The organism is Streptomyces sp. NPDC103540 (assembly GCF_055584445.1).
The window spans coordinates 81,563-100,001 of sequence record NZ_JBVJMA010000010.1; the positions used below are offsets into that span (position 1 = coordinate 81,563).

The 18,439-nt window shown below is 71.7% G+C and carries 16 protein-coding genes, 1 tRNA gene and 1 pseudogene; 9 read left to right on the forward strand and 9 right to left on the reverse strand.

Going from position 1 to position 18,439, the window contains the following annotated elements; translation table 11 throughout:
* Positions 1-24 precede the first annotated feature (24 nt).
* The 6 genes from ACZ6ZI_RS24205 to ACZ6ZI_RS24230 all read left to right on the forward strand — a co-directional run bounded on the left by ACZ6ZI_RS24205 (position 25) and on the right by ACZ6ZI_RS24230 (position 6,450).
* A complete protein-coding gene (locus ACZ6ZI_RS24205) occupies positions 25-507 on the forward strand; it encodes a CarD family transcriptional regulator (protein ID WP_003953493.1) in 483 nt (160 codons plus the stop codon).
* A gap of 334 nt (positions 508-841) precedes the next feature.
* Positions 842-1,588, forward strand: coding sequence for a 2-C-methyl-D-erythritol 4-phosphate cytidylyltransferase (gene ispD / locus ACZ6ZI_RS24210; RefSeq protein ID WP_469524130.1), 747 nt, complete (start codon positions 842-844; stop codon positions 1,586-1,588).
* Positions 1,578-2,084 carry a 2-C-methyl-D-erythritol 2,4-cyclodiphosphate synthase gene (gene ispF, locus ACZ6ZI_RS24215; RefSeq protein ID WP_363055540.1) on the forward strand — a complete coding sequence of 169 codons (507 nt, stop codon included), beginning with the start codon at positions 1,578-1,580 and terminating at the stop codon, positions 2,082-2,084. The genes ispD and ispF overlap by 11 nt, the downstream gene beginning before the upstream one ends.
* A gap of 137 nt (positions 2,085-2,221) precedes the next feature.
* A complete protein-coding gene (gene cysS / locus ACZ6ZI_RS24220; protein ID WP_469524132.1) occupies positions 2,222-3,622 on the forward strand; it encodes a cysteine--tRNA ligase in 1,401 nt (466 codons plus the stop codon).
* 94 nt (positions 3,623-3,716) lie between these two features.
* The gene (gene rlmB / locus ACZ6ZI_RS24225; RefSeq protein WP_469524134.1) at positions 3,717-4,688 is read left to right on the forward strand and encodes a 23S rRNA (guanosine(2251)-2'-O)-methyltransferase RlmB; all 972 of its coding nucleotides are present in this window, start codon (positions 3,717-3,719) and stop codon (positions 4,686-4,688) included.
* Between the two features lie 160 nt (positions 4,689-4,848).
* Entirely contained in the window at positions 4,849-6,450 is a 1,602-nt protein-coding gene (locus ACZ6ZI_RS24230; protein WP_469524136.1) for a DoxX family membrane protein, read from the forward strand.
* A gap of 79 nt (positions 6,451-6,529) precedes the next feature.
* Here the strand turns inward: ACZ6ZI_RS24230 and ACZ6ZI_RS24235 are convergent, their stop codons facing one another.
* The 4 genes from ACZ6ZI_RS24235 to ACZ6ZI_RS24250 form a co-directional block, all read right to left on the reverse strand.
* Positions 6,530-7,300, reverse strand: coding sequence for a nucleotidyltransferase family protein (locus ACZ6ZI_RS24235; protein WP_469524138.1), 771 nt, complete (start codon positions 7,298-7,300; stop codon positions 6,530-6,532).
* Positions 7,301-7,363: 63 nt separating this feature from the next.
* Positions 7,364-7,777 carry a hypothetical protein gene (locus tag ACZ6ZI_RS24240; protein WP_469524139.1) on the reverse strand — a complete coding sequence of 138 codons (414 nt, stop codon included), beginning with the start codon at positions 7,775-7,777 and terminating at the stop codon, positions 7,364-7,366.
* A 223-nt stretch (positions 7,778-8,000) separates the two neighbouring features.
* Entirely contained in the window at positions 8,001-9,092 is a 1,092-nt protein-coding gene (locus ACZ6ZI_RS24245) for an ABC transporter ATP-binding protein (protein ID WP_363055534.1), read from the reverse strand.
* 352 nt (positions 9,093-9,444) lie between these two features.
* On the reverse strand, positions 9,445-10,827 hold the full coding sequence (locus tag ACZ6ZI_RS24250) for an RNA-guided endonuclease InsQ/TnpB family protein (RefSeq protein WP_469524142.1): 1,383 nt from the start codon (positions 10,825-10,827) through the stop codon (positions 9,445-9,447).
* Between the two features lie 162 nt (positions 10,828-10,989).
* Between ACZ6ZI_RS24250 and ACZ6ZI_RS24255 the strand changes: the two genes are divergently transcribed.
* Positions 10,990-11,062 (forward strand) — tRNA-Thr (locus ACZ6ZI_RS24255).
* 91 nt (positions 11,063-11,153) lie between these two features.
* Here ACZ6ZI_RS24255 and ACZ6ZI_RS24260 read toward each other — a convergent pair.
* Positions 11,154-12,533 (reverse strand): NAD(P)/FAD-dependent oxidoreductase, encoded by a 1,380-nt coding sequence (locus ACZ6ZI_RS24260; RefSeq protein WP_469524143.1) that lies wholly within the window; start codon positions 12,531-12,533, stop codon positions 11,154-11,156.
* Positions 12,534-12,687: 154 nt separating this feature from the next.
* Here ACZ6ZI_RS24260 and ACZ6ZI_RS24265 point away from each other — a divergent pair, with 154 nt between their 5' ends.
* Together ACZ6ZI_RS24265 and ACZ6ZI_RS24270 are read left to right on the forward strand one after the other, a co-directional pair.
* Positions 12,688-13,530, forward strand: coding sequence for an aminoglycoside phosphotransferase family protein (locus ACZ6ZI_RS24265; RefSeq protein ID WP_469524144.1), 843 nt, complete (start codon positions 12,688-12,690; stop codon positions 13,528-13,530).
* 42 nt (positions 13,531-13,572) lie between these two features.
* A pseudogene (locus tag ACZ6ZI_RS24270) lies at positions 13,573-14,278 on the forward strand (pentapeptide repeat-containing protein).
* Positions 14,279-14,548: 270 nt separating this feature from the next.
* Here ACZ6ZI_RS24270 and ACZ6ZI_RS24275 read toward each other — a convergent pair.
* The 4 genes from ACZ6ZI_RS24275 to ACZ6ZI_RS24290 all read right to left on the reverse strand — a co-directional run bounded on the left by ACZ6ZI_RS24275 (position 14,549) and on the right by ACZ6ZI_RS24290 (position 18,251).
* Positions 14,549-15,052, reverse strand: a complete 504-nt coding sequence (locus ACZ6ZI_RS24275) for a hypothetical protein (protein WP_469524145.1) — start codon at positions 15,050-15,052, stop codon at positions 14,549-14,551.
* A 59-nt stretch (positions 15,053-15,111) separates the two neighbouring features.
* Positions 15,112-16,185 carry a M4 family metallopeptidase gene (locus ACZ6ZI_RS24280; RefSeq protein WP_469524147.1) on the reverse strand — a complete coding sequence of 358 codons (1,074 nt, stop codon included), beginning with the start codon at positions 16,183-16,185 and terminating at the stop codon, positions 15,112-15,114.
* 198 nt (positions 16,186-16,383) lie between these two features.
* Positions 16,384-17,007: a response regulator gene (locus tag ACZ6ZI_RS24285; protein ID WP_469524149.1), complete on the reverse strand. Its 624-nt coding sequence runs from the start codon at positions 17,005-17,007 to the stop codon at positions 16,384-16,386.
* Positions 17,004-18,251: a sensor histidine kinase gene (locus ACZ6ZI_RS24290; RefSeq protein ID WP_469524151.1), complete on the reverse strand. Its 1,248-nt coding sequence runs from the start codon at positions 18,249-18,251 to the stop codon at positions 17,004-17,006. Before ACZ6ZI_RS24290 ends, ACZ6ZI_RS24285 begins: the two co-directional genes overlap by 4 nt.
* Positions 18,252-18,439 lie beyond the last annotated feature (188 nt).

Below are 18,439 nucleotides of genomic sequence, written 5' to 3' on the forward strand. Positions count from 1 at the left end.
AGCCACGGAAGGGGTACCTGTCACATGACGTTCAAGGTTGGCGACACCGTGGTCTATCCCCATCACGGGGCCGCGCTGATCGAGGCCATCGAAACTCGCCAGATCAAAGGCGTGGACAAGACCTACTTGGTGCTCAAGGTCGCCCAGGGCGACCTGACGGTTCGTGTGCCTGCGGACAATGCGGAGTTCGTCGGTGTTCGCGACGTAGTCGGCCAGGACGGGCTGGACCGGGTCTTCGAGGTGCTTCGCGCACCGTACGCAGAAGAGCCGACGAACTGGTCCCGGCGCTACAAGGCAAATCTGGAGAAGCTCGCTTCTGGCGATGTCATCAAGGTCGCCGAAGTGGTGCGTGACCTGTGGCGTCGTGAGCGCGAGCGCGGACTGTCCGCGGGTGAGAAGCGCATGCTCGCGAAGGCTCGCCAGATTCTGGTCAGCGAGCTCGCGCTCGCCGAAAACACGAACGAGGACAAGGCCGAGGCCCTCCTCGACGAGGTTCTCGCGTCCTGACGCGTCGAACCGAACAGCATGCCGCGGTGCCCGATGACAAGCCCTCTCCCCTACGAGAGGGCTCGTTGCCGGGCGCTGCGGCATGTCCGGCCCCGGATCCCGACCCCGGATGCCGGCCCGCATCCCGGTCCCGGTGGTCCGGTCTTCCTCTCCACACACCACCGACCGTCTCCGACACGATCCTCCGTGTCTGACACGATCGGCATCTTCTGGCGTGCCGAGTCCGGTCAGCCTGCTCGTCCGGTCGTCACGGAAGGGGCGAGGGGCGTCGCACCCGGCACCCTTCGGCCATACCCATGTCGGCCGAAGCCACAAACCTGGCCCGGAGCTACTGATGTCTGACGAAACGCGCCCGCACCGCACCGCCGCGGTGATCCCGGCCGCCGGCCGCGGGGTACGCCTCGGCCCCGGCGCCCCCAAGGCGCTGCGGTCCCTCGGCGGCACGCCGATGCTCATCCACGCCGTCCGCGCCATGGCCCGCTCCCGCGCGGTCTCCCTCGTCGTGGTCGTCGCCCCGTCCGACGGCGCCGCCGAGGTGCGCCACATGCTCGACGAACACCCCCTGCCCGACCGCACCGAACTGCTGGTCGTCCCCGGGGGCGAGACCCGCCAGGAATCCGTCCGCGCCGGCCTCGACGCCCTGCCCGCGGACGTCACCTCCGTCCTCATCCACGACGCGGCCCGCCCCCTGGTGCCCGTCGACACCGTCGACGCCGTCGTCGAGGCCGTCCGCGCGGGCGCCCCCGCCGTGGTCCCCGCCCTGCCGCTCGCCGACACCGTCAAGGAGGTCGAGCCCGGCGCGCCCGGCGCACCCGAACCGGTCGTCGCCACCCCCGAACGGGCCCGACTGCGCGCCGTACAGACCCCGCAGGGCTTCGACGTCACCACCCTGCTGCACGCCCACGACACCATCGCCCTCGCCGGCGAGGGCGCCACCGACGACGCGGGCATGGTGGAACGCACCGGGGTCACCGTCGTGGTCGTCCCCGGCCACGAAGAGGCCTTCAAGGTCACCCGCCCGCTCGACCTGGTCCTCGCCGAGGCCGTACTCGCCCGCAGGAGGGCCACCGATGCCTACTAGCCACCGCCCCGCCCCCCTGATCCCGCTCGTCGGCATCGGGACCGACGTCCACGCCTTCGAGACCGGCCGCGAACTGTGGTGCGCGGGCCTGCTGTGGGAAGGGGAGGACGGCCTCGCCGGCCACTCCGACGGCGACGTCGCCGCCCACGCCGCCTGCGACGCCCTCTTCTCCGCCGCCGGCGTCGGAGACCTCGGCGCGCACTTCGGCACCTCCCGCCCCGAGTGGTCCGGCGCCGCCGGTGTCACCCTCCTGGCCGAGGCCGCCCGGATCGTGCGCGCCGAGGGCTTCGAGATCGGCAACATCGCGATCCAGGTGATCGGCGTCCGCCCGAAGATCGGCAAGCGGCGCGAAGAAGCACAGAAGGCGCTCGCCGCCGCCGCGGGCGCCCCCGTCTCCGTCTCCGGAACCACCACCGACGGACTCGGGCTGACCGGCCGCGCCGAGGGCCTCGCCGCCATCGCCACCGCCCTCGTCTACCGGACGAACCCGAACTGACCACGGCGTACGCCCACAACCCGGTCGGCACCGACGGCGCACGCCCACCGTCCGGAAGCCGCCACTTCGGAAACAATGCCGCCCCGCGCCCCCCAAGGGTCGCGGGGCACTCCCCTACGCGCACTACCCTGGATGCCGTGACTATTCGCCTGTACGACACCAGCGCCCGGCAGATCCGCGACTTCTCCCCGCTCGTCCCGGGCTGCGTCTCGATCTACCTCTGTGGCGCCACCGTGCAGGCGGCCCCGCACATCGGGCACATCCGGTCCTACCTGAACTTCGACGTCATGCGCCGCTGGTTCGCCTACCGCGGCTACGACGTCACCTTCATCCGCAACGTCACCGACATCGACGACAAGATCATCACGAAGTCGGCCGAACAGGGCCGCCCCTGGTGGTCCATCGGATACGAGAACGAGCAGGCCTTCAACACCGGGTACGACGCCCTCGGCTGCCTGCGGCCCACCTACGAGCCGCGCGCCACCGGCCACGTCCCCGAGATGATCGAGATGATGCGCGGCCTGATCGAGCGCGGCCACGCCTACGAGTCGGACGGCAACGTCTACTTCGACGTGCGCTCCTTCCCGGGCTACCTGAGCCTGTCCAACCAGGAGCTCGACAACCTGCTCCAGCCCTCCTCCGAGGGCGAGACCGGCAAGCGCGACCCCCGCGACTTCGCCATGTGGAAGAACGCCAAGCCCGGCGAGCCCTCCTGGGAGACCCCCTGGGGCCGCGGTCGCCCGGGCTGGCACCTCGAATGCTCCGCCATGGCCCACAAGTACCTCGGCGAGGCCTTCGACATCCACGGCGGCGGCCTGGACCTGATCTTCCCGCACCACGAGAACGAGATCGCCCAGGCCAAGGCCTTCGGCGACGAGTTCGCGAAGTACTGGGTGCACAACGCCTGGGTGACCATGTCCGGCGAGAAGATGTCCAAGTCGCTGGGCAACTCGGTGCTCGTCTCCGAGATGGTCAAGCAGTGGCGCCCGATCGTCCTGCGCTACTACCTCGGCACCCCGCACTACCGCTCGATGATCGAGTACAGCGAGGAGGCCCTGCGCGAGGCGGAGTCCGCCTTCGCCCGCATCGAGGGCTTCTACCAGCGCGTCATCGAGAAGGCGGGCGGGCCCGTCGAGGCCGCCGCCGAGGTGCCGCCGGCCTTCGCCGAGGCCATGGACGACGACCTCGGCGTCCCGCAGGCGCTGGCCATCGTCCACACCACCGTCCGCCAGGGAAACAGCGCCCTCGCCGCCGACGACAAGGACGCCGCCATCGCGCGCCTGTCGGAGGTACGGGCCATGCTGGGCGTCCTCGGCCTCGACCCGCTCGACCCGCACTGGTCCGGCGAGACCGACCGCGGCGAGGAACTGCACGGAGCCGTCGACACGCTCGTACGCCTCGTCCTGGAGCAGCGCGAATCCGCGCGCGCCCGCAAGGACTGGGCGACCGCCGACGCGATCCGCGACCAGCTCCAGCAGTCCGGCCTGGTCATCGAGGACAGCCCCACGGGACCGCGCTGGACGCTCGGCCCGCGCTGAGCCGGCCGGAGCATCCGATGGTGCCGCCCGGCGCTCCGGGCGGCACACTCTTCATACGTACATATCGCAGCACCAACGAAAACAGGTAGAGGTCATGGCCGGGAACAGCCAGCGCAGGAACCGCCGCACGTCCAACAAGAAGGGCGCCACGGTCGGCAGCGGTGGCCAGCGGCGCAAGGGCCTGGAGGGCAAGGGCCCGACCCCCAAGGCCGAGGACCGCAAGAAGCACAAGGCCAACCGCATCGCCAACGCCATGGCCCGCCAGGCCGCCAAGCGCCGCCCGGCCCCCCGCCGCGGCGGCCCCAAGGGCACCAGCGAGATGGTCGTCGGCCGCAACCCCGTCTTCGAGGCCCTGCGCGACGGCGTCCCCGCCACCACCCTCTACGTCCAGCAGTTCATCGACAACGACGAGCGCGTCCGCGAAGCCCTCCAGCTCGCCTCCGAGCGCGGCAACATCAACCTGATGGAAGCCCCGCGCCCCGAGCTCGACCGCATGACGAACGGCCTCAACCACCAGGGCATGGTTCTTCAGGTCCCGCCCTACGAGTACGCCCACCCCGAGGACCTCACCGCCGACGCCTACGACAACGGCGACGACCCCCTCATCGTCGCCCTCGACGGCGTCACCGACCCGCGCAACCTCGGCGCCATCGTCCGCTCCGTCTCCGCCTTCGGCGGCCACGGCGTGGTCATCCCCGAGCGCCGCGCCGCCGGCATGACCGCCGGCGCCTGGAAGACCTCGGCCGGCACCGCCGCCCGCACCCCCGTCGCCCGCGTCACCAACCTGACCCGCGCCCTCCAGGAGTACAAGAAGGCCGGCATCGCCGTCGTCGGCCTCGCCGCCGAAGGCACCCACGAGGTCCAGGACCTCGAAGCGCTCGGCGGCCCCGTCGTCATCGTCGTCGGCTCCGAGGGCAAGGGCCTCGGCCGCCTCGTCGGCGAGAACTGCGACTACCTCGTCCGCATCCCGATGCCCGGTGGCGCCGAATCCCTCAACGCCGGCGTCGCCGCCGGCGTCGTCCTCTACGAGGCCGCCCGCCGCCGCGCCGTCCAGGGCCGCGTCTGAGCGTCCCCCACCGGGGTGACCCCTTGATCCACTCGGCTCAGGGGAAGTGACCCGTGAGCGTGTCGCCCCGCCCCTTCCGGGCGGGGCGACTTGATCTTGACGGGTCTCGGACAGATCCCTGCTGTCAAGGCAGTGTCCTAAACACTGATCACTCGGTTAGATGAGTGTGGACACCAGAACGTCAGGGTTCGACGACCAGCCCGCGCTGAGCATGGTCAAGGTGCCGTGCGACCCCGCACAGGTCATCGTCAACCACGCCAGCTTCCGCGTGCGGCTCGCACCGAGCCCGAGCGCGCGTTCCAAGCCCGCGAATGCCCCCGGCCTCGCACCCCTCGCCGGCGCCGCCGTCGCGGCAGCCGCCGGAGCCTCCCGCCGCCGGGCCCCCGTCGTCTGGAGCGGCAAATCCGCCCCCGGAGACGCGGCGGCCATGGGCGGACTCCTCCAGGCCGTACGGGAGGCCGGCCGCGGCCACGACGAGTTCGACGGCGGAGCCACCCAGACCATCCCCCGGGTCGACCTCGCACACGACCTCACCGAAGACACCCTCGCCACCCCCACCGTCATCGGCCAACAACGCAGCTACGGCGACCCGGACGAAACCCGCCCCCTCGCCGCCGTACGCGACCTGCCCCGCGGACCCCACGACACCCCCCACGGCACACGGCCCGGCGGACACGACCCCTGGGACACCCCCCACCGCGGCGGCCCCGACCCGGACCACACCACCCGCCGCACCCCCACCGACCCCCGCGCCCAGGCCTCCTACTACCCCGGCCGCCGCATGAACCTCGGCGTCGTGCTGCTCCCGCTGCGCGTCTTCCTCGGCTTCATCTCCATCTACGCCGGCATGGGCAAACTCTGCGACCCCGTCTACTTCGACGGCGGCGAACGCGGCTCCATGGTCACCTGGCTCCAGACCCTGCACCCCTGGGCCCTCGCCGAACCCCTGCGCGACTTCGCCCTCGCCCACCCCGTCGGCGCCGGCCTCACCGTCGCCTTCCTCCAGGTCATCGTCGGCGTCCTCACCGTCTTCGGCCTCTGGCAGCGCTTCGCCGCCTGCATCGGCGCCCTGCTCTCCGCCGCCCTCCTCATGACGGTCAGCTGGAAGACCGTCCCCGCCTACGACGCACCCGACATCATCTACCTCGCCGCCTGGAGCCCCCTCATCATCGCGGGCGCCCCCGTCTACTCCCTCGACGGACGCCTCTCCGGCGAAGCCTGGCGCACCCTCGGCCCCCGCACCGAAGTCTGGCGACTGCGCCGACGCGTCCTGCGCCGCGGCGCCGTCATGGCCACCGTCGTCTGCGGACTCACCCTCCTCATCGGCTCCCTCCTCGGCGGCGCCGTCCGCTCCAGCACCGTCGTCACCGTCCCCGGACCCGGCCAGGCCCCGAGCAACTACCTGCCCGGCACCCCCCTCCCGCAGCCCGCCGGCGACAAGCGGCCCACCGCACCGCAACAGGGCCGGCAGCCGTCCAAGCAGACCACCCCCTCCGCGACCCCCTCCGGAACCCCCTCCAAGCCCGCACGCGGCACCGCCGGCACCACCACCCGCGAAAGCGCCGGCACCGGCACCGGCAACGGAACCGGCGCCTCCAGCACCCCCAAGAGCGGCACCGGCACCGGCACCGGCCAGAGCCCGCGCACCACCACCCCCAAGCAGTCCAGCCCCCAACAGCAGCCCTCCTCCACCACCGGCAACCGCAACGGCGGCGACACCCCCACCAAGAAGCCCGGCCTCGTCGGCGGCCTCCTCGGCTGACCCCCACCCACCCCGACACCGAAGGGCCCGGCACGCCAACAGCGCGCCGGGCCCTTCCGCACACCCCCACCACGAAGCCTCAGACGCCGCTGTGCGCCGCCAACTCCCGCGCCGCCTCCGCCAGGTCCTTCACCGTGTCGATCGCCCGCCAGTAAGCCCCCTGCGGCAGCGGATACCCCGCCAACCGCCGCTCCCGGGCCAGCCGCGGAAACGTCGTCCGCTCGTGATCCCCCAAATCCGGCAACAACGAAGCGAATTCGGGCGCGAACACATACACCCCGGCGTTGATCGGATAAGGCGACGGCGGAGCCTCGATGAAATCCACCACCTGCCCGAACTCGTTCGTCTCCACCACCCCCCACGGAATCCGCGGCCGCGCCAACGCCAACGTCGCCGTCGCCCCCCGCTCCGCGTGGAACGCCGCCATGTCGCGCAACGGGAAACGCGTCCACACGTCACCGTTCGTCGCGTACCAAGGCCGATCACCCCAAGGCAACCGCCGCGCCGCGAACTTGAGCCCACCCCCACGCCCCAACGGCTCCTCCTCCACCACCGTCGTCACCCGCAACGGCAACGACGCCCCCGCCAACCACTCCTGCAACACCTCGGCCAGATGCCCACACGACACCACCGCATCCGTCACCCCCTCCGCCGCCAACCACGCCAACTGGTGCCCGATGATCGGCAACCCCGTCCCCGGAATCTCGACCATCGGCTTCGGCCGATCGTCCGTAAACGGACGCAGCCGCGAACCCTGGCCCCCCGCCAGCACGACAGCCTGGGTGGGAAGGGCCGGGAACGCGGCCGCGCGAACATTCGACTCGGGTGAAACGGAAGGGACTTCGGTCATGCCCGTCAGCGTAGGGACGGCCCCTGCCCCGGCGGCGGCAGGCGCGTCGGCGGACGACCCGCGTCAGCCCATCGAGGCGACGCCGGTGGCGTACGAGGTGTCGCACACGGGACGCGCGAACGACTGCGCCTTCGTGGGACCGTAGGCATCCACGGCGGCCCGGCCCAGGGCCCGCGCGATGCCCACGCAGTGCTCGGCGAGCGAAGGCCGCCGATCCACCTCCTGCTGGAGGTGCGTGAGAACGGCTCCCGGCTCCTGCCCCTGCTGGAGCTCACCCAGCAACTTCTCGCGCAGCACGTCATGCGCGGCACGCGGCTTCGCGGGAACGGACACGTCCTCGGCGGACGCGGTCAGGATCTGAGAGGGGGAATTGTCCGCCCAAGGGACCATCGTGACCGCGAGGGTCCCGGACAGGACCAGGACGACGGGCAGGACCAGGGCGAGGGAACGGCCGATACGGCGGGCAGTGTGGGTCACGAGGGCGAGAGTAGCGCTCGGTGAAGATTTGGCGACATTTAGTCACCCGGTCGGGGGATGGTTCGACGTGGCTTTTCGATTCAAGGGTTGACGACTACGGCCGAATGGCCCGCTCTGCCGGGGTTTCGTACGCCCGTTGAACACCCCACCCCACACCCCCACCCCCAACTCGCGCGAACGGGGCGCCCCTTGGCGGGACGCCCCGAACACCCACGACAACCCGTCAGTTGGACAGACGCGCCCCGGACGACGTCGAGAACACGTGGATCTCGTCCGCACGCGGCACCACGTGCAGCGACGAACCCTTCTCCGGCACCTGACGACCACCCACGCGCACCACGATGTCCTGAGCCTTCTCCGAACCCACCGCGGCACTGCCGTACACGTAACCGTCCGCGCCCAGCTCCTCGACCACGTTCACCGTGATCGTCAGACCACCGGTCTCCGCGACGTCGAAGTGCTCCGGACGCACGCCCACCGTCACCGTACGGTCGCCGGCGTCCGCCGCGGCCGACAGCGCCTCACGCGACACCGGCACGACACTGTCACCGAACCGCACACCACCATCGGTGATCGGCACCTCCACGAGGTTCATCGCCGGAGAACCGATGAACCCCGCCACGAACAGGTTCGCCGGACGGTCGTACATGTTCCGCGGCGTGTCCACCTGCTGGAGCAGACCGTCCTTGAGCACCGCCACGCGGTCACCCATCGTCATGGCCTCGACCTGGTCGTGCGTCACGTAGACCGTGGTGATCCCCAGATCCCGCTGCAGCGCCGCGATCTGCGTACGCGTGGACACGCGCAGCTTGGCGTCCAGGTTCGACAGCGGCTCGTCCATGAGGAAGACCTGCGGCTTGCGGACGATGGCACGCCCCATCGCGACGCGCTGACGCTGACCACCCGAGAGGGCCTTCGGCTTGCGGTCGAGGTAGGTGGTGAGGTCCAGCATCTTGGCCGCCTCCTCCACCTTGCGGCGGATGGTGGCCTTGTCCTCACCGGCGATCTTGAGCGCGAAGCCCATGTTGTCGGCGACGGTCATGTGCGGGTACAGCGCGTAGTTCTGGAACACCATCGCGATGTCCCGGTCCTTCGGCGGCAGGTGCGTGACGTCGCGGTCACCGATGCGGATGGCGCCGCCGTTGACGTCCTCCAGACCCGCGAGCATGCGCAGGGAGGTCGACTTGCCGCAGCCGGAGGGCCCGACGAGGACGAGGAACTCGCCGTCCTCGATCTCCAGCTCCAGCTGGTCGACGGCGGGCTTGTCGCCGCCGGGGTAAAGCCGGGTCGCCTTGTCGAAAGTGACAGAAGCCATGGTGATGAATCCCTTCTACCGGCAGGAACGTGCCGGACGATCCGAGTGGAAGGTCTAGTCCAGTGCCCTGGACTCCGCCCGACGCTACCCGGCCGAGTCCGTTCTGTCAGTACCCGGGGGTCGTGACATCGGTCCAGGAGCGGCGGCGGAGCCGTTGCCTTGTGGCTCCGGCTGCCAGAGCACCGAACTTTTGGCCTGGGGTGCCTGCGACACCTCACCGCCCTCGCGAGCGGTGCTTCCTGCTTCGACGTCCGTCGCCGGACGGCGCGCCCCTGGGGGACGCACACGGACGGTCTTACACGGACTCCACAGGCATGACGGCCGACAGCCCATCGGTCCGTACCTCACTTCGTTACGCCACCGGCGCGAGATCCTCCAGGTCCGAAGCCCGGATCACGCTCGGCGGCACTCGACCGGGCGGCAGGGCCGAGGCCACCATCCGGTAGAGCCGCATCCCTTCGTCACGAAGGTTCACCGCCGCGTTCGTGTCCCGGTCGTGGACGGCCCCGCACTCGGCGCAGGTCCACGCACGGATCGACACGTCCAGCCTCGGTCCCTTCGCGTGGCAGGCGGAGCACCGCCTGGTCGACGGGAAGAAACGGTCCACGACCACCAGTGTCCTCCCGTACCACGCACACTTGTAGGTGAGCTGACGCAGCAGCTCGCCCCAGGCGGCGTCGCCGATCGAGCGGTTCAACGCCGCCTTGCGCCGTCTTCCCGTACCGGTACCGGCGCGCATCAGATTGCCGATGGCCAGGTCTTCCACCACGAGCACTTGGTTCTCGCGCACGAGGCGGGTGGTGAACCGGTCCAGCAGATCACGCCGGACGTCGCCGATCTTCGCGTACAGGCGGGCGATCCGTTCCCGCGCCTTCCCCCGGTTCTTCGAGCCCCGCGCCTTGCGGTGCAGATCGCGTTGGAGGGAAGCGAGCCGCTTCTCGTACTTCCCGAGCAGACGGGGATGCGCGAGCTTCTCCCCGTCGTCCAGGGTGACCAGAGCCGCCAGACCGAGGTCCAGACCCACGGCCTTCGGCTCCCGCCCACCGGAGGCGAACACCTCGGGGAAGGGCGCGATCACCTCCTCGACCAGGACCGAGAGGAAGAAACGCCCGGCACGGTCCCGGGTCACCGTGAGCTTCACCGGCAACTCACCCGGAGGGAGAGCGCGCGACCACCGCACGTCCAGGGGCACCGTCTGCTTCGCGAGGGTGACCGAAGCCGTACCCGGGCGCTCCGGATCCTCGACCCACCGGAAACCGGTACGGACGTAGGTCGCCGAATCCTTCGAACGATGCTTCCTCTTGCGCTGCGGACGCTTCGAGGAACCCTTGAAATACCGCGAGAACGCCGAGTCCAGATGCCGCAACACCTGCTGGAGGACCGTCGACGAGGCCTCCTTCAACCACGCCCGCCCCGGCATCCGCTTCCACCCCGTCAGGGCGCGACACGTCTCCGCGAACCCGACGGAGACGCGGTGCCGCTCCCAGGCCTGCTCCCGGAGTGCGAGGCCTTCGTTGTAGACCCACCGGCAGGCGCCGAAGGTCTGCCGGAGCTGCGTCGCCTGCTCCGGGGTCGGGTAGAAGCGGTAGCGGTAGACGCGCTGCTGCGCGCCCGGTCGCCCGACCAGTCCCTTGAGGGGCGAGGCGTCCCGCGACCGGTGCTTGGTCCGGTCGCCCACTCCCAGGAGGTCGCGCTTGATGCGCCGGGCTTCCTCCCCTGATATTCGGTCCGCCATCGCCCCTACCCCCCATCCGGCCTTCGGAACAGCACGTCAGTCCGTTCAACGAACACCTGCGTGAGTGGTTACGGGTGCGGCTTCAATGTGATGGCTCGGGGAAACGGGCCCTGTGTAGAGTGATGGCGGCGCCGTGAGCAGCGGGTTTGCGGGCCGATTTGTGCCGCCTTAGCTCAGTTGGTAGAGCAACGGCTTTGTAACCCGTAGGTCATCGGTTCGATTCCGATAGGCGGCTCCGTCCCAGGTCAGAGGCTTGCTGACCAAAGGGATTCGTACGGAAGTGGAAGGCCCCGGGTGATCACCCGGGGCCTTTCGCGTGCTCGGGGTCAGTGGCGGCCCGCGATGCGGTTGGCCAGGCGGGCCAGGGGGGTCGTGGTGGGGGTGTGGGTCGCGGACTCGTGGCGGTCCGCCTCGCGGTAGGCGGCGTAGAGGCCGTGGACGCCGAGCCAGCGGAAGGGTTCGGGTTCCCAGGGGCGGACGCGGTGGTTGACCCAGGGGAGGTCCGTGAGCTCCGTGGTGCGGTCCAGGACCAGGTCGCGCAGGGTGCGGCCGGCGAGGTTCGAGGTGGCGACGCCGGAGCCGACGTAGCCGCCGGCCCAGCCGAGGCCCGTGGTGCGGTCCAGGGTGACGGTGGCGCACCAGTCGCGGGGGACGCCGAGGACTCCCGACCAGGCGTGGGTGATCTCCGTGCCGGTGAGGATCGGGAAGAAGGAGGTCAGGAGCGCGGTGAGGGAGGCGATCGTGGCCGGTTGGGTGCGGCCGTCGGCGTCGGTGCGGGAGCCGAAGCGGTACGGGACGCCGCGGCCGCCGATCGCGATGCGGTCGTCGGCGGTGCGCTGGGCGTACATGTAGGCGTGGGCCATGTCGCCGAGGAGGGTGTGGTCGCTCCAGCGGAGGCGGTCCCAGGTGGCGGCGGGGAGGGGGGCGGTGACGATCATCGAGGAGTTCATGGGGAGCCAGGTGCGTTTCTGGCCCTTGAGGGCGGCGGTGAAGCCTTCGGTGCAGCGCAGGACGTAGGGGGCGGTGACCTTGCCGTAGGGGGTGGTGGCCTTGCGGGGGGTGATCTCGGTGACCGGGGTGGATTCGTGGATGACGACGCCGAGGCGTTCGCAGGCGTCGGCGAGGCCGCGGGCCAGTTTCAGGGGGTGGATGCGGGCGCCGTGGGGGCTCCAGGAGGAGCCGACGGCGTCGGCGATGTCGATGCGGGTGCGGGTGGCGGTGGCGTCGAGGAGTTCGCGGTCGTGCTCGCCGTAGGAGAGCTCGGTGGTGTGGAAGGCCTTGAGGCGGCCGAGTTGGGCGGGGGTGCGGGCGACTTCGAGGACGCCGCCGCGGTGGATGTCGGCGTCGATGGATTCCTTGGCGGCGGTTTCGATGACCTCGGTGACGCTGTCGTTCATGGCGCGCTGGAGGCGTTGGGCGGCGTCGTGGCCGTGGAGGTCGGCGTAGCGGTCGCGGCCGGCGATGCCGTTGTAGAGCCAGCCGCCGTTGCGGCCGGAGGCGCCGTAGCCGCAGAACTTCTGTTCCAGGAGGGTGACGCGCAGGTCGGGGGCGGCGCGCTTGAGGTGGTAGGCGGTCCACAGGCCCGTGTAGCCGCCTCCGACGATGACGACGTCGGCGGTGGTGTCGCGGGTGAGGGGGGCGCGGGGTGGTCGGGGGCCGGTGGGGTGGGTCGCGTACCAGAAGGAGATCCCGCCGTTGATCGTCATGGGGGAGTTGGTACACGGGGTGTCGTCGGGGTGTCCAGGGGGTCGGGTGTCGTGTTTCGGGGGGTGATCGACGGCTGGTTGGTCGATGTGCGGGGGGTGTGGGCGTCCGTAGGGTGGGGTGGGGATTCGTGCCGGTTTGGAAGGGGTGTGCGGGGTGGCGGTGAACGTGGGCGCGGGTGTGGTCGAGGAGTGCGTGGAGCGGTGGGGGCTGCGGGTGACGGGGGCCGGGATGCGGGGCATGACGGCGGTGGTGTGGCCGGTGGTGCGGGGGGACGGGTCGGCGGCGGCGTTGAAGGTGTTGACGCCGGACGAGGAGACGGTGGGGGAGCCGTTGGCGTTGCGGGCGTGGGGTGGTCGGGGGAGCGTGCGGTTGTTGGAGTACGACGCGGGGTCGGGGTCGATGTTGTTGGAGCGGCTGGACGAGCGTCGGCCGTTGTCGCGGTTGGCGCGGCGGGATCCGCGGGGGGCGGTGCGGGTGCTGGGGGAGTTGTTGTCGCGGTTGGGCGGGGTGCGGGCGCCGGAGGGGTTGCGGGGGCTCGGGGGGATCGCGGAGGGGATGTTGGCGGAGGTGCCGGGGGCGGTGGGGCGGTTGGCTTCGGCGGGGGACCGGCGGGTGGTGCGGGAGTGCGCGGCGGCGTTGGCGGAGGTGGTGGGTGAGCCGGGGGATCGGCTGCTGCATTGGGACCTGCACTTCGGGAACGTGCTGGCGGGGGTGCGGGAGCCGTGGTTGGCGATCGATCCGAAGCCGTTGTCGGGGGATCCGGGGTTCGAGTTGTTGCCGTCGCTGGTGAACGAGTACCGGGAGCGGGAGGTGCGGTGGAGGTTCGATCTGTTGTCGGAGGCGGTGGGGGTGGATCGGGCGCGGGCGCGGGCGTGGACGTTGGGGCGGGTGTTGCAGAACTGTTTGTGGGAGGTGGAGGAGGGGTGCCGGCGGCTTCCGCGTCGGGAGGTGGCGGTGGCGGGGGTGTTGTTGGGGCGTGGTTTCGGCGTGTCGTGATGGGGGTGGGGTGATGGCGGTGGGGTGGGCCACGATGGGGGGATGGCGGATGACGTGCGCGGGCAGCGGGGGCGGCAGGGTCGGCGGGGGCCGGAGACGGTGAAGGAGGCGCGGCGGCCGCAGGTGCGGTTGCCGGAGCTCGTCGCGTGGGAGGGCGGGGAGCTGGAGCCGGACGGGGACTACGACGGTGTGGAGTTCGCCGACGTGGACCTGGCGGGCCAGGAGGGGGCGGGGGCGCGGTTCATGGACTGTGCGCTGCGTCGGTGTGTGGTGGACGAGGCGGGTCTGGGGCGGGCGCGGTTCCTGGATTCGGTGTGGGAGGGGGTCCGGGGTGTGGGGACGGACCTGTCGGGGGCTTCGTTGCGGGACGTGGAGTGGGTGGAGCCGCGTCTGGGTGGGGTGCAGTTGCACGGGGCGGTGTTGGAGCGGGTGCTGGTGCGGGGCGGGAAGGTGGATTACCTGAACCTGCGTATGGCTCGGTTGCGGGACGTGGTGTTCGAGGGGTGTGTGCTCGTGGAGCCGGATTTCGCGGGGGCGGTGTTGGAGCGGGTGGAGTTTCGGGGGGTGTGTGGTGCGGGGGGCGGATTTCACGGGGGCCCGGATGACGGACGTGGATCTGCGGGGGGCTTCGGAGCTGGGTGTGGCGCGGGGGGTGGAGGCGCTGTCGGGGGCTGTGATCAGCTCGGCGCAGTTGTTCGACCTGGCTCCGGCGTTCGCGGCGCGGCTGGGGGTGCGGGTGGTGGGGTAGGGCGGGCCGGTGGGTCGGCGGGTGCGCCGGTGGGTCGGCGGGCCTGTCGGTCCGTGGCCTGGCCGGTCGGCGGGCTGGTGCGTCGGCCGGTCGGCGGTTCGGTGCCTGGCCCGGCCTGGCCGGGTCGGCGGGCCTGTCGGCGGGCCGGTCGGTCGGTCGGGTGGGTGGCCGGTGCCTGGTGCCTGGTGCCCGGTGCCCGGGGTCGTGCCGTGCTCGTCCCGGCCCCGGCCCGGTGCGTCGGTGGCGGGTGGGGGCCGGGGCCGGGGTGCGTCAGGCCGGTACGCGGGGGAAGCGGGACTGGAGCGTCCAGATGACGGGGTTGTCGGCGAGTCCGTCGTGCATGTCGACGAGGTCGGCGATCAGGTCGTGGAGGAAGTCGCGGGCCTCGCGGCGCAGGAGGCGGTGGCTGAAGGTCAGCGGGTCCTCCTCGGGGTCCATCCAGTCGGCTTCGACGTCGACCCAGCCGAAGCGGCGCTGGAAGAGCATGCGGTCGCTGGACTCGGTGAAGTCGAGTTCGGCGTACTGGCGGTTGGCGGAGCGGCTGCCGCGCGGGTCTTGGTCGAGCTGTTCGACGATGTCGCACAGGGCCCAGGCGAAGTCGAGTACGGGAACCCATCCCCAGGCTGTGGACAGCTCCGTGTCCTTGTCGGTGTCCGCGAGGTAGACGTCGCCGCAGAACAGGTCGTGGCGCAGGGTGCGGACGTCCGCGGAGCGGTAGTCGGTCTGCGGGGGGTCCGGGAAGCGCCGGGAGAGGGAGTAGCCGATGTCGAGCACGTACCCGATGGTGTCACGGGCGGCCCGCTCCCGGCGCGGCGGCGGGGTCGGGGGCGGCGTCAGCCGACGTTGACGGCCTTCCAGGCGGCGGCGACGCGGGCGACTTCCGGGGCGGTGGGGCCGTAGAGCTCGGTGGCGGCCTTGAGGGTGGCGGTGCGGGCGCCGGCGTAGTTGGTGGTGGGGCGCATGTGGACGGTGAGGGCGCGGTACCAGATCTGGGTGGCCTTGTCGCGGCCGATGCCGAGGAGCTTGGAGTTGTCGTGGGTGGGGGAGTCGTAGGAGACGCCGTTGATCACCTTGGGGCCGCTGCCTTCGGCGAGGAGGTAGTAGAAGTGGCGGGCGGGGCCGGAGGCGGCGTGGGGCGGGAGGTTGGCGAGGTCGCGCGACCAGTGGTCGGGGGAGACGCCGTCGGCGCTGGGGCGGTCGAGGCGGCGGGCCCGGTCGGGCCAGACGCGTTCGCCGAGGAGGTAGTCGCCGACGTCGATCTTGTTGTCGGCGAAGAATTCGCCGGCGGTGGCGAGGATGTCGGAGGTGGCTTCGTTCAGGCCGCCGCTTTCGCCGCTGTAGAGGAGGCCGGCGGTGGAGGAGGTCAGGCCGTGGGCGAGTTCGTGGCCGACGATGTCGAGGGAGGTCGGGGTGCGGCCGGCGGTGCCGTCGCCGTAGGTGACGCAGGCGCAGCTGTCGTTCCAGTAGGCGTTGTTGAGGTTGGTGCCGTGGTGGACGCGTGAGGTGGTGCCGACGCCGTCTCCGCGTACGCCGTTGCGGCCGAAGGCGGCTCGGTAGAAGTCCCAGGTGACGGCGGTTCCGTAGTGGACGTCGACGGCGGCGGTCTGGCGGTGGGCGGGGGTGCCGTTGCCCCAGGTGTCGTCGGTGTCGGTGAAGAGGGTGCCGGGGCCGGAGGTCTGGTTGAGGCCGTCGAGTACGCGTTGGCCGCCGCGGTCGGGGTCGACGAGTCGGAAGCCGCCGGTGGTGGGTGTGGTGCCCAGGGGGACGGTGCCGGAGTACTGGCTGTGGCCGGTTCCGGCGCCGGTCGGGGCGGCGGTGGTCGGGGTGGCGGTGGCCGGGGTGGCGAGGGTGAGGGTGGCGGCGAGGCCGAGGAGGGTGGTGGCGACGCGGCCGGTGCGGTGGGTCACGCGGGCTCCTTCGCGGTGGGGGGCGCGAGTGAGCGTGCCATCGGGGGGCGGGCGTAGGGCAGGGCTCCGGCGGGATCCGGGGTCGGGTTGTCCGAAGAGCGGGGTCGACTGTCCGGTTCCGCCCCCGTGGCGGTGCGGTCGGCGGTGAGGGCGAGGGCGAGGGCGAGGGCGGGGCCGGGGGTGGGGTCGGGGAGGGGGTCAGGAGGGCAGGAGGCGCTGTTCCTTGGCGACCGAGACGGCGCCGGCGCGGGTGTCGACGCCGAGCTTGTCGTAGATGCGGCCCAGGTGGGTCTTGACCGTGGCCTCGCTGATGAACAGGGCGCGGGCGATGTCGCGGTTGCCGAGGCCGCGTGCCAGTTGGCCGAGGATGTCGAGTTCGCGGTCGGTGAGGGTGGGGCGGCTGCCGCGCATGTGGGCCATGACGCGGCTGGCGACGGGCGGGGAGAGGGTGGTGCGGCCGGCTGCCGCGGAGTGGATGGCGGCGAAGAGTTCCTCGGGTCGTTCGGCCTTCAGGAGGTAGCCGGTGGCGCCGGCGCCGATGGCGCGGGTGATGTCGGCGTCGGTGTCGTAGGTGGTCAGGACGAGGACGTGCGGGGGGTGGGGGAGGGCGGTGATGCGGCGGGTGGCCTCGACGCCGTCGATGCCCTCGCCGAGCTGGAGGTCCATGAGGACGACGTCCGGGTGGAGCTTGTCCGCCAGGGCGACGGCTTCCTCGCCGCTGCCGGCTTCGCCGAGGACCTCGATGTCGGGTTCGCTGCCGAGGAGGGCGAGCAGGCCGGCGCGGACGACGGCGTGGTCGTCGCAGAGGAGGATCGTGGTCATCCTGCGGGCTCCAGGGGGATCGAGGCGGAGAGTACGGTGCCCTCGCCCGGGGTGGATTCGATGGTGAGGGTTCCGCCGAGTTGGCGCACCCGGGCGCGCATGGCGGGCAGGCCGTGGCCGCGGTCGCTCTCGCGCTCGCCGGTGGTGCCGGTGCCGGTGCCGGCACCGGTGCCCGTGCCGGGGCGGGGCTCGGTGAAGCCGTCTCCGTCGTCCGCGATGTCGAGGACGACCTGGTCGCCGAGGAAGCTGAGCGTCAGCGCGGCCGTCCGGGCTCCCGAGTGTTCCCGTACGTTGGCCAGTGCCCCTTGCGCGATGCGCAGGAGGGCGGATTCGGCGCGGTCGGGCAGGTGGGTGGGGGCGCCTTCCAGGTGGAAGCGGACCTCGATGTCGGGGCCGGCGTCCAGGGCCCGCAGGGCCTCGGCGAGGCCGGCGCCGTTCTCCAGCTCGGGCGGGGCGAGGTCGTGGACCAGGCGGCGGGCCTCCGCGAGGCCGCGGGCGGCGATGCCGTTGGCGGTGCGGACGTGGGCGCGGGCGGTGGTCGGGTCGGTGTCCCAGGTGCGGTCGGCGGCCTGGAGGAGCATCTGCTGGCTGGAGAGGTGCTGGGCGAGGGTGTCGTGGATCTCCATGGACAGCCGTTGGCGTTCGGCGAGGGTGCCTTCGCGGCGTTCGGTGGCGGCCAGTTCCCGGCGGGTGCGGATCAGGTCGTCGATGAGGGCGCGCTGGGCGGCCGCCTGGCGTTCCATGTGGACGAAGACGGCGGTGGCGAGGGCGGCGACGGCCGGGGGCGCGAGGAGGAGGTTGGGGTCGAACTCGGTGGACAGCTTGGCCTGCGCCGCGACGACGAAGAGCGTGAGGAGGGCGACGAGGACGATCGCCGCGCGTGGGGGCAGGGTGCGCAGGGCGGTGAAGAACAGCGGGACGGCGCACCAGGCGAAGCTCGGGGCGAGGACGACGAGGACCACCCAGGTGGCGACGACGAGCAGCAGCCAGAGCCTGCGGCGCGGGGTGGGGGTGGAGGTGGCGCTGACGGCGGGGCCGAGGACGTAGAGCAGGGCCAGCGCGATGCTGAGGGCGATGACCCAGGGGGTGCGGGGTTCGCCGGGGTGGCGGAGCAGGAACCGGGCCACCGAGGCGCCGAGGAGCAGGAAGAACGCGGTGTGCATGACGGTGGCCAGTGCGCGGGTGTCGGGCTTCCGCGGGGGACGGCTCACGGTGGGGCTCCTGGGGTGGGGTGGTGGTTCCATCTTCCCCGGCTTCGCCCCGGCCGGGCGGTACGGGGCCCGGGCGGGGGGATCCCTCCAGGAGACGACGGCGGGGGGTGTCGCGCATCGGCCGATCGGTTGACCCCCGCGTCAACCGGTGCGGTCGCCGTTGGGAGCCGGTACGGCGACGGGGTGGTGCCGGGTGCGGGGCCAGGCTTGGAACGTAGCCG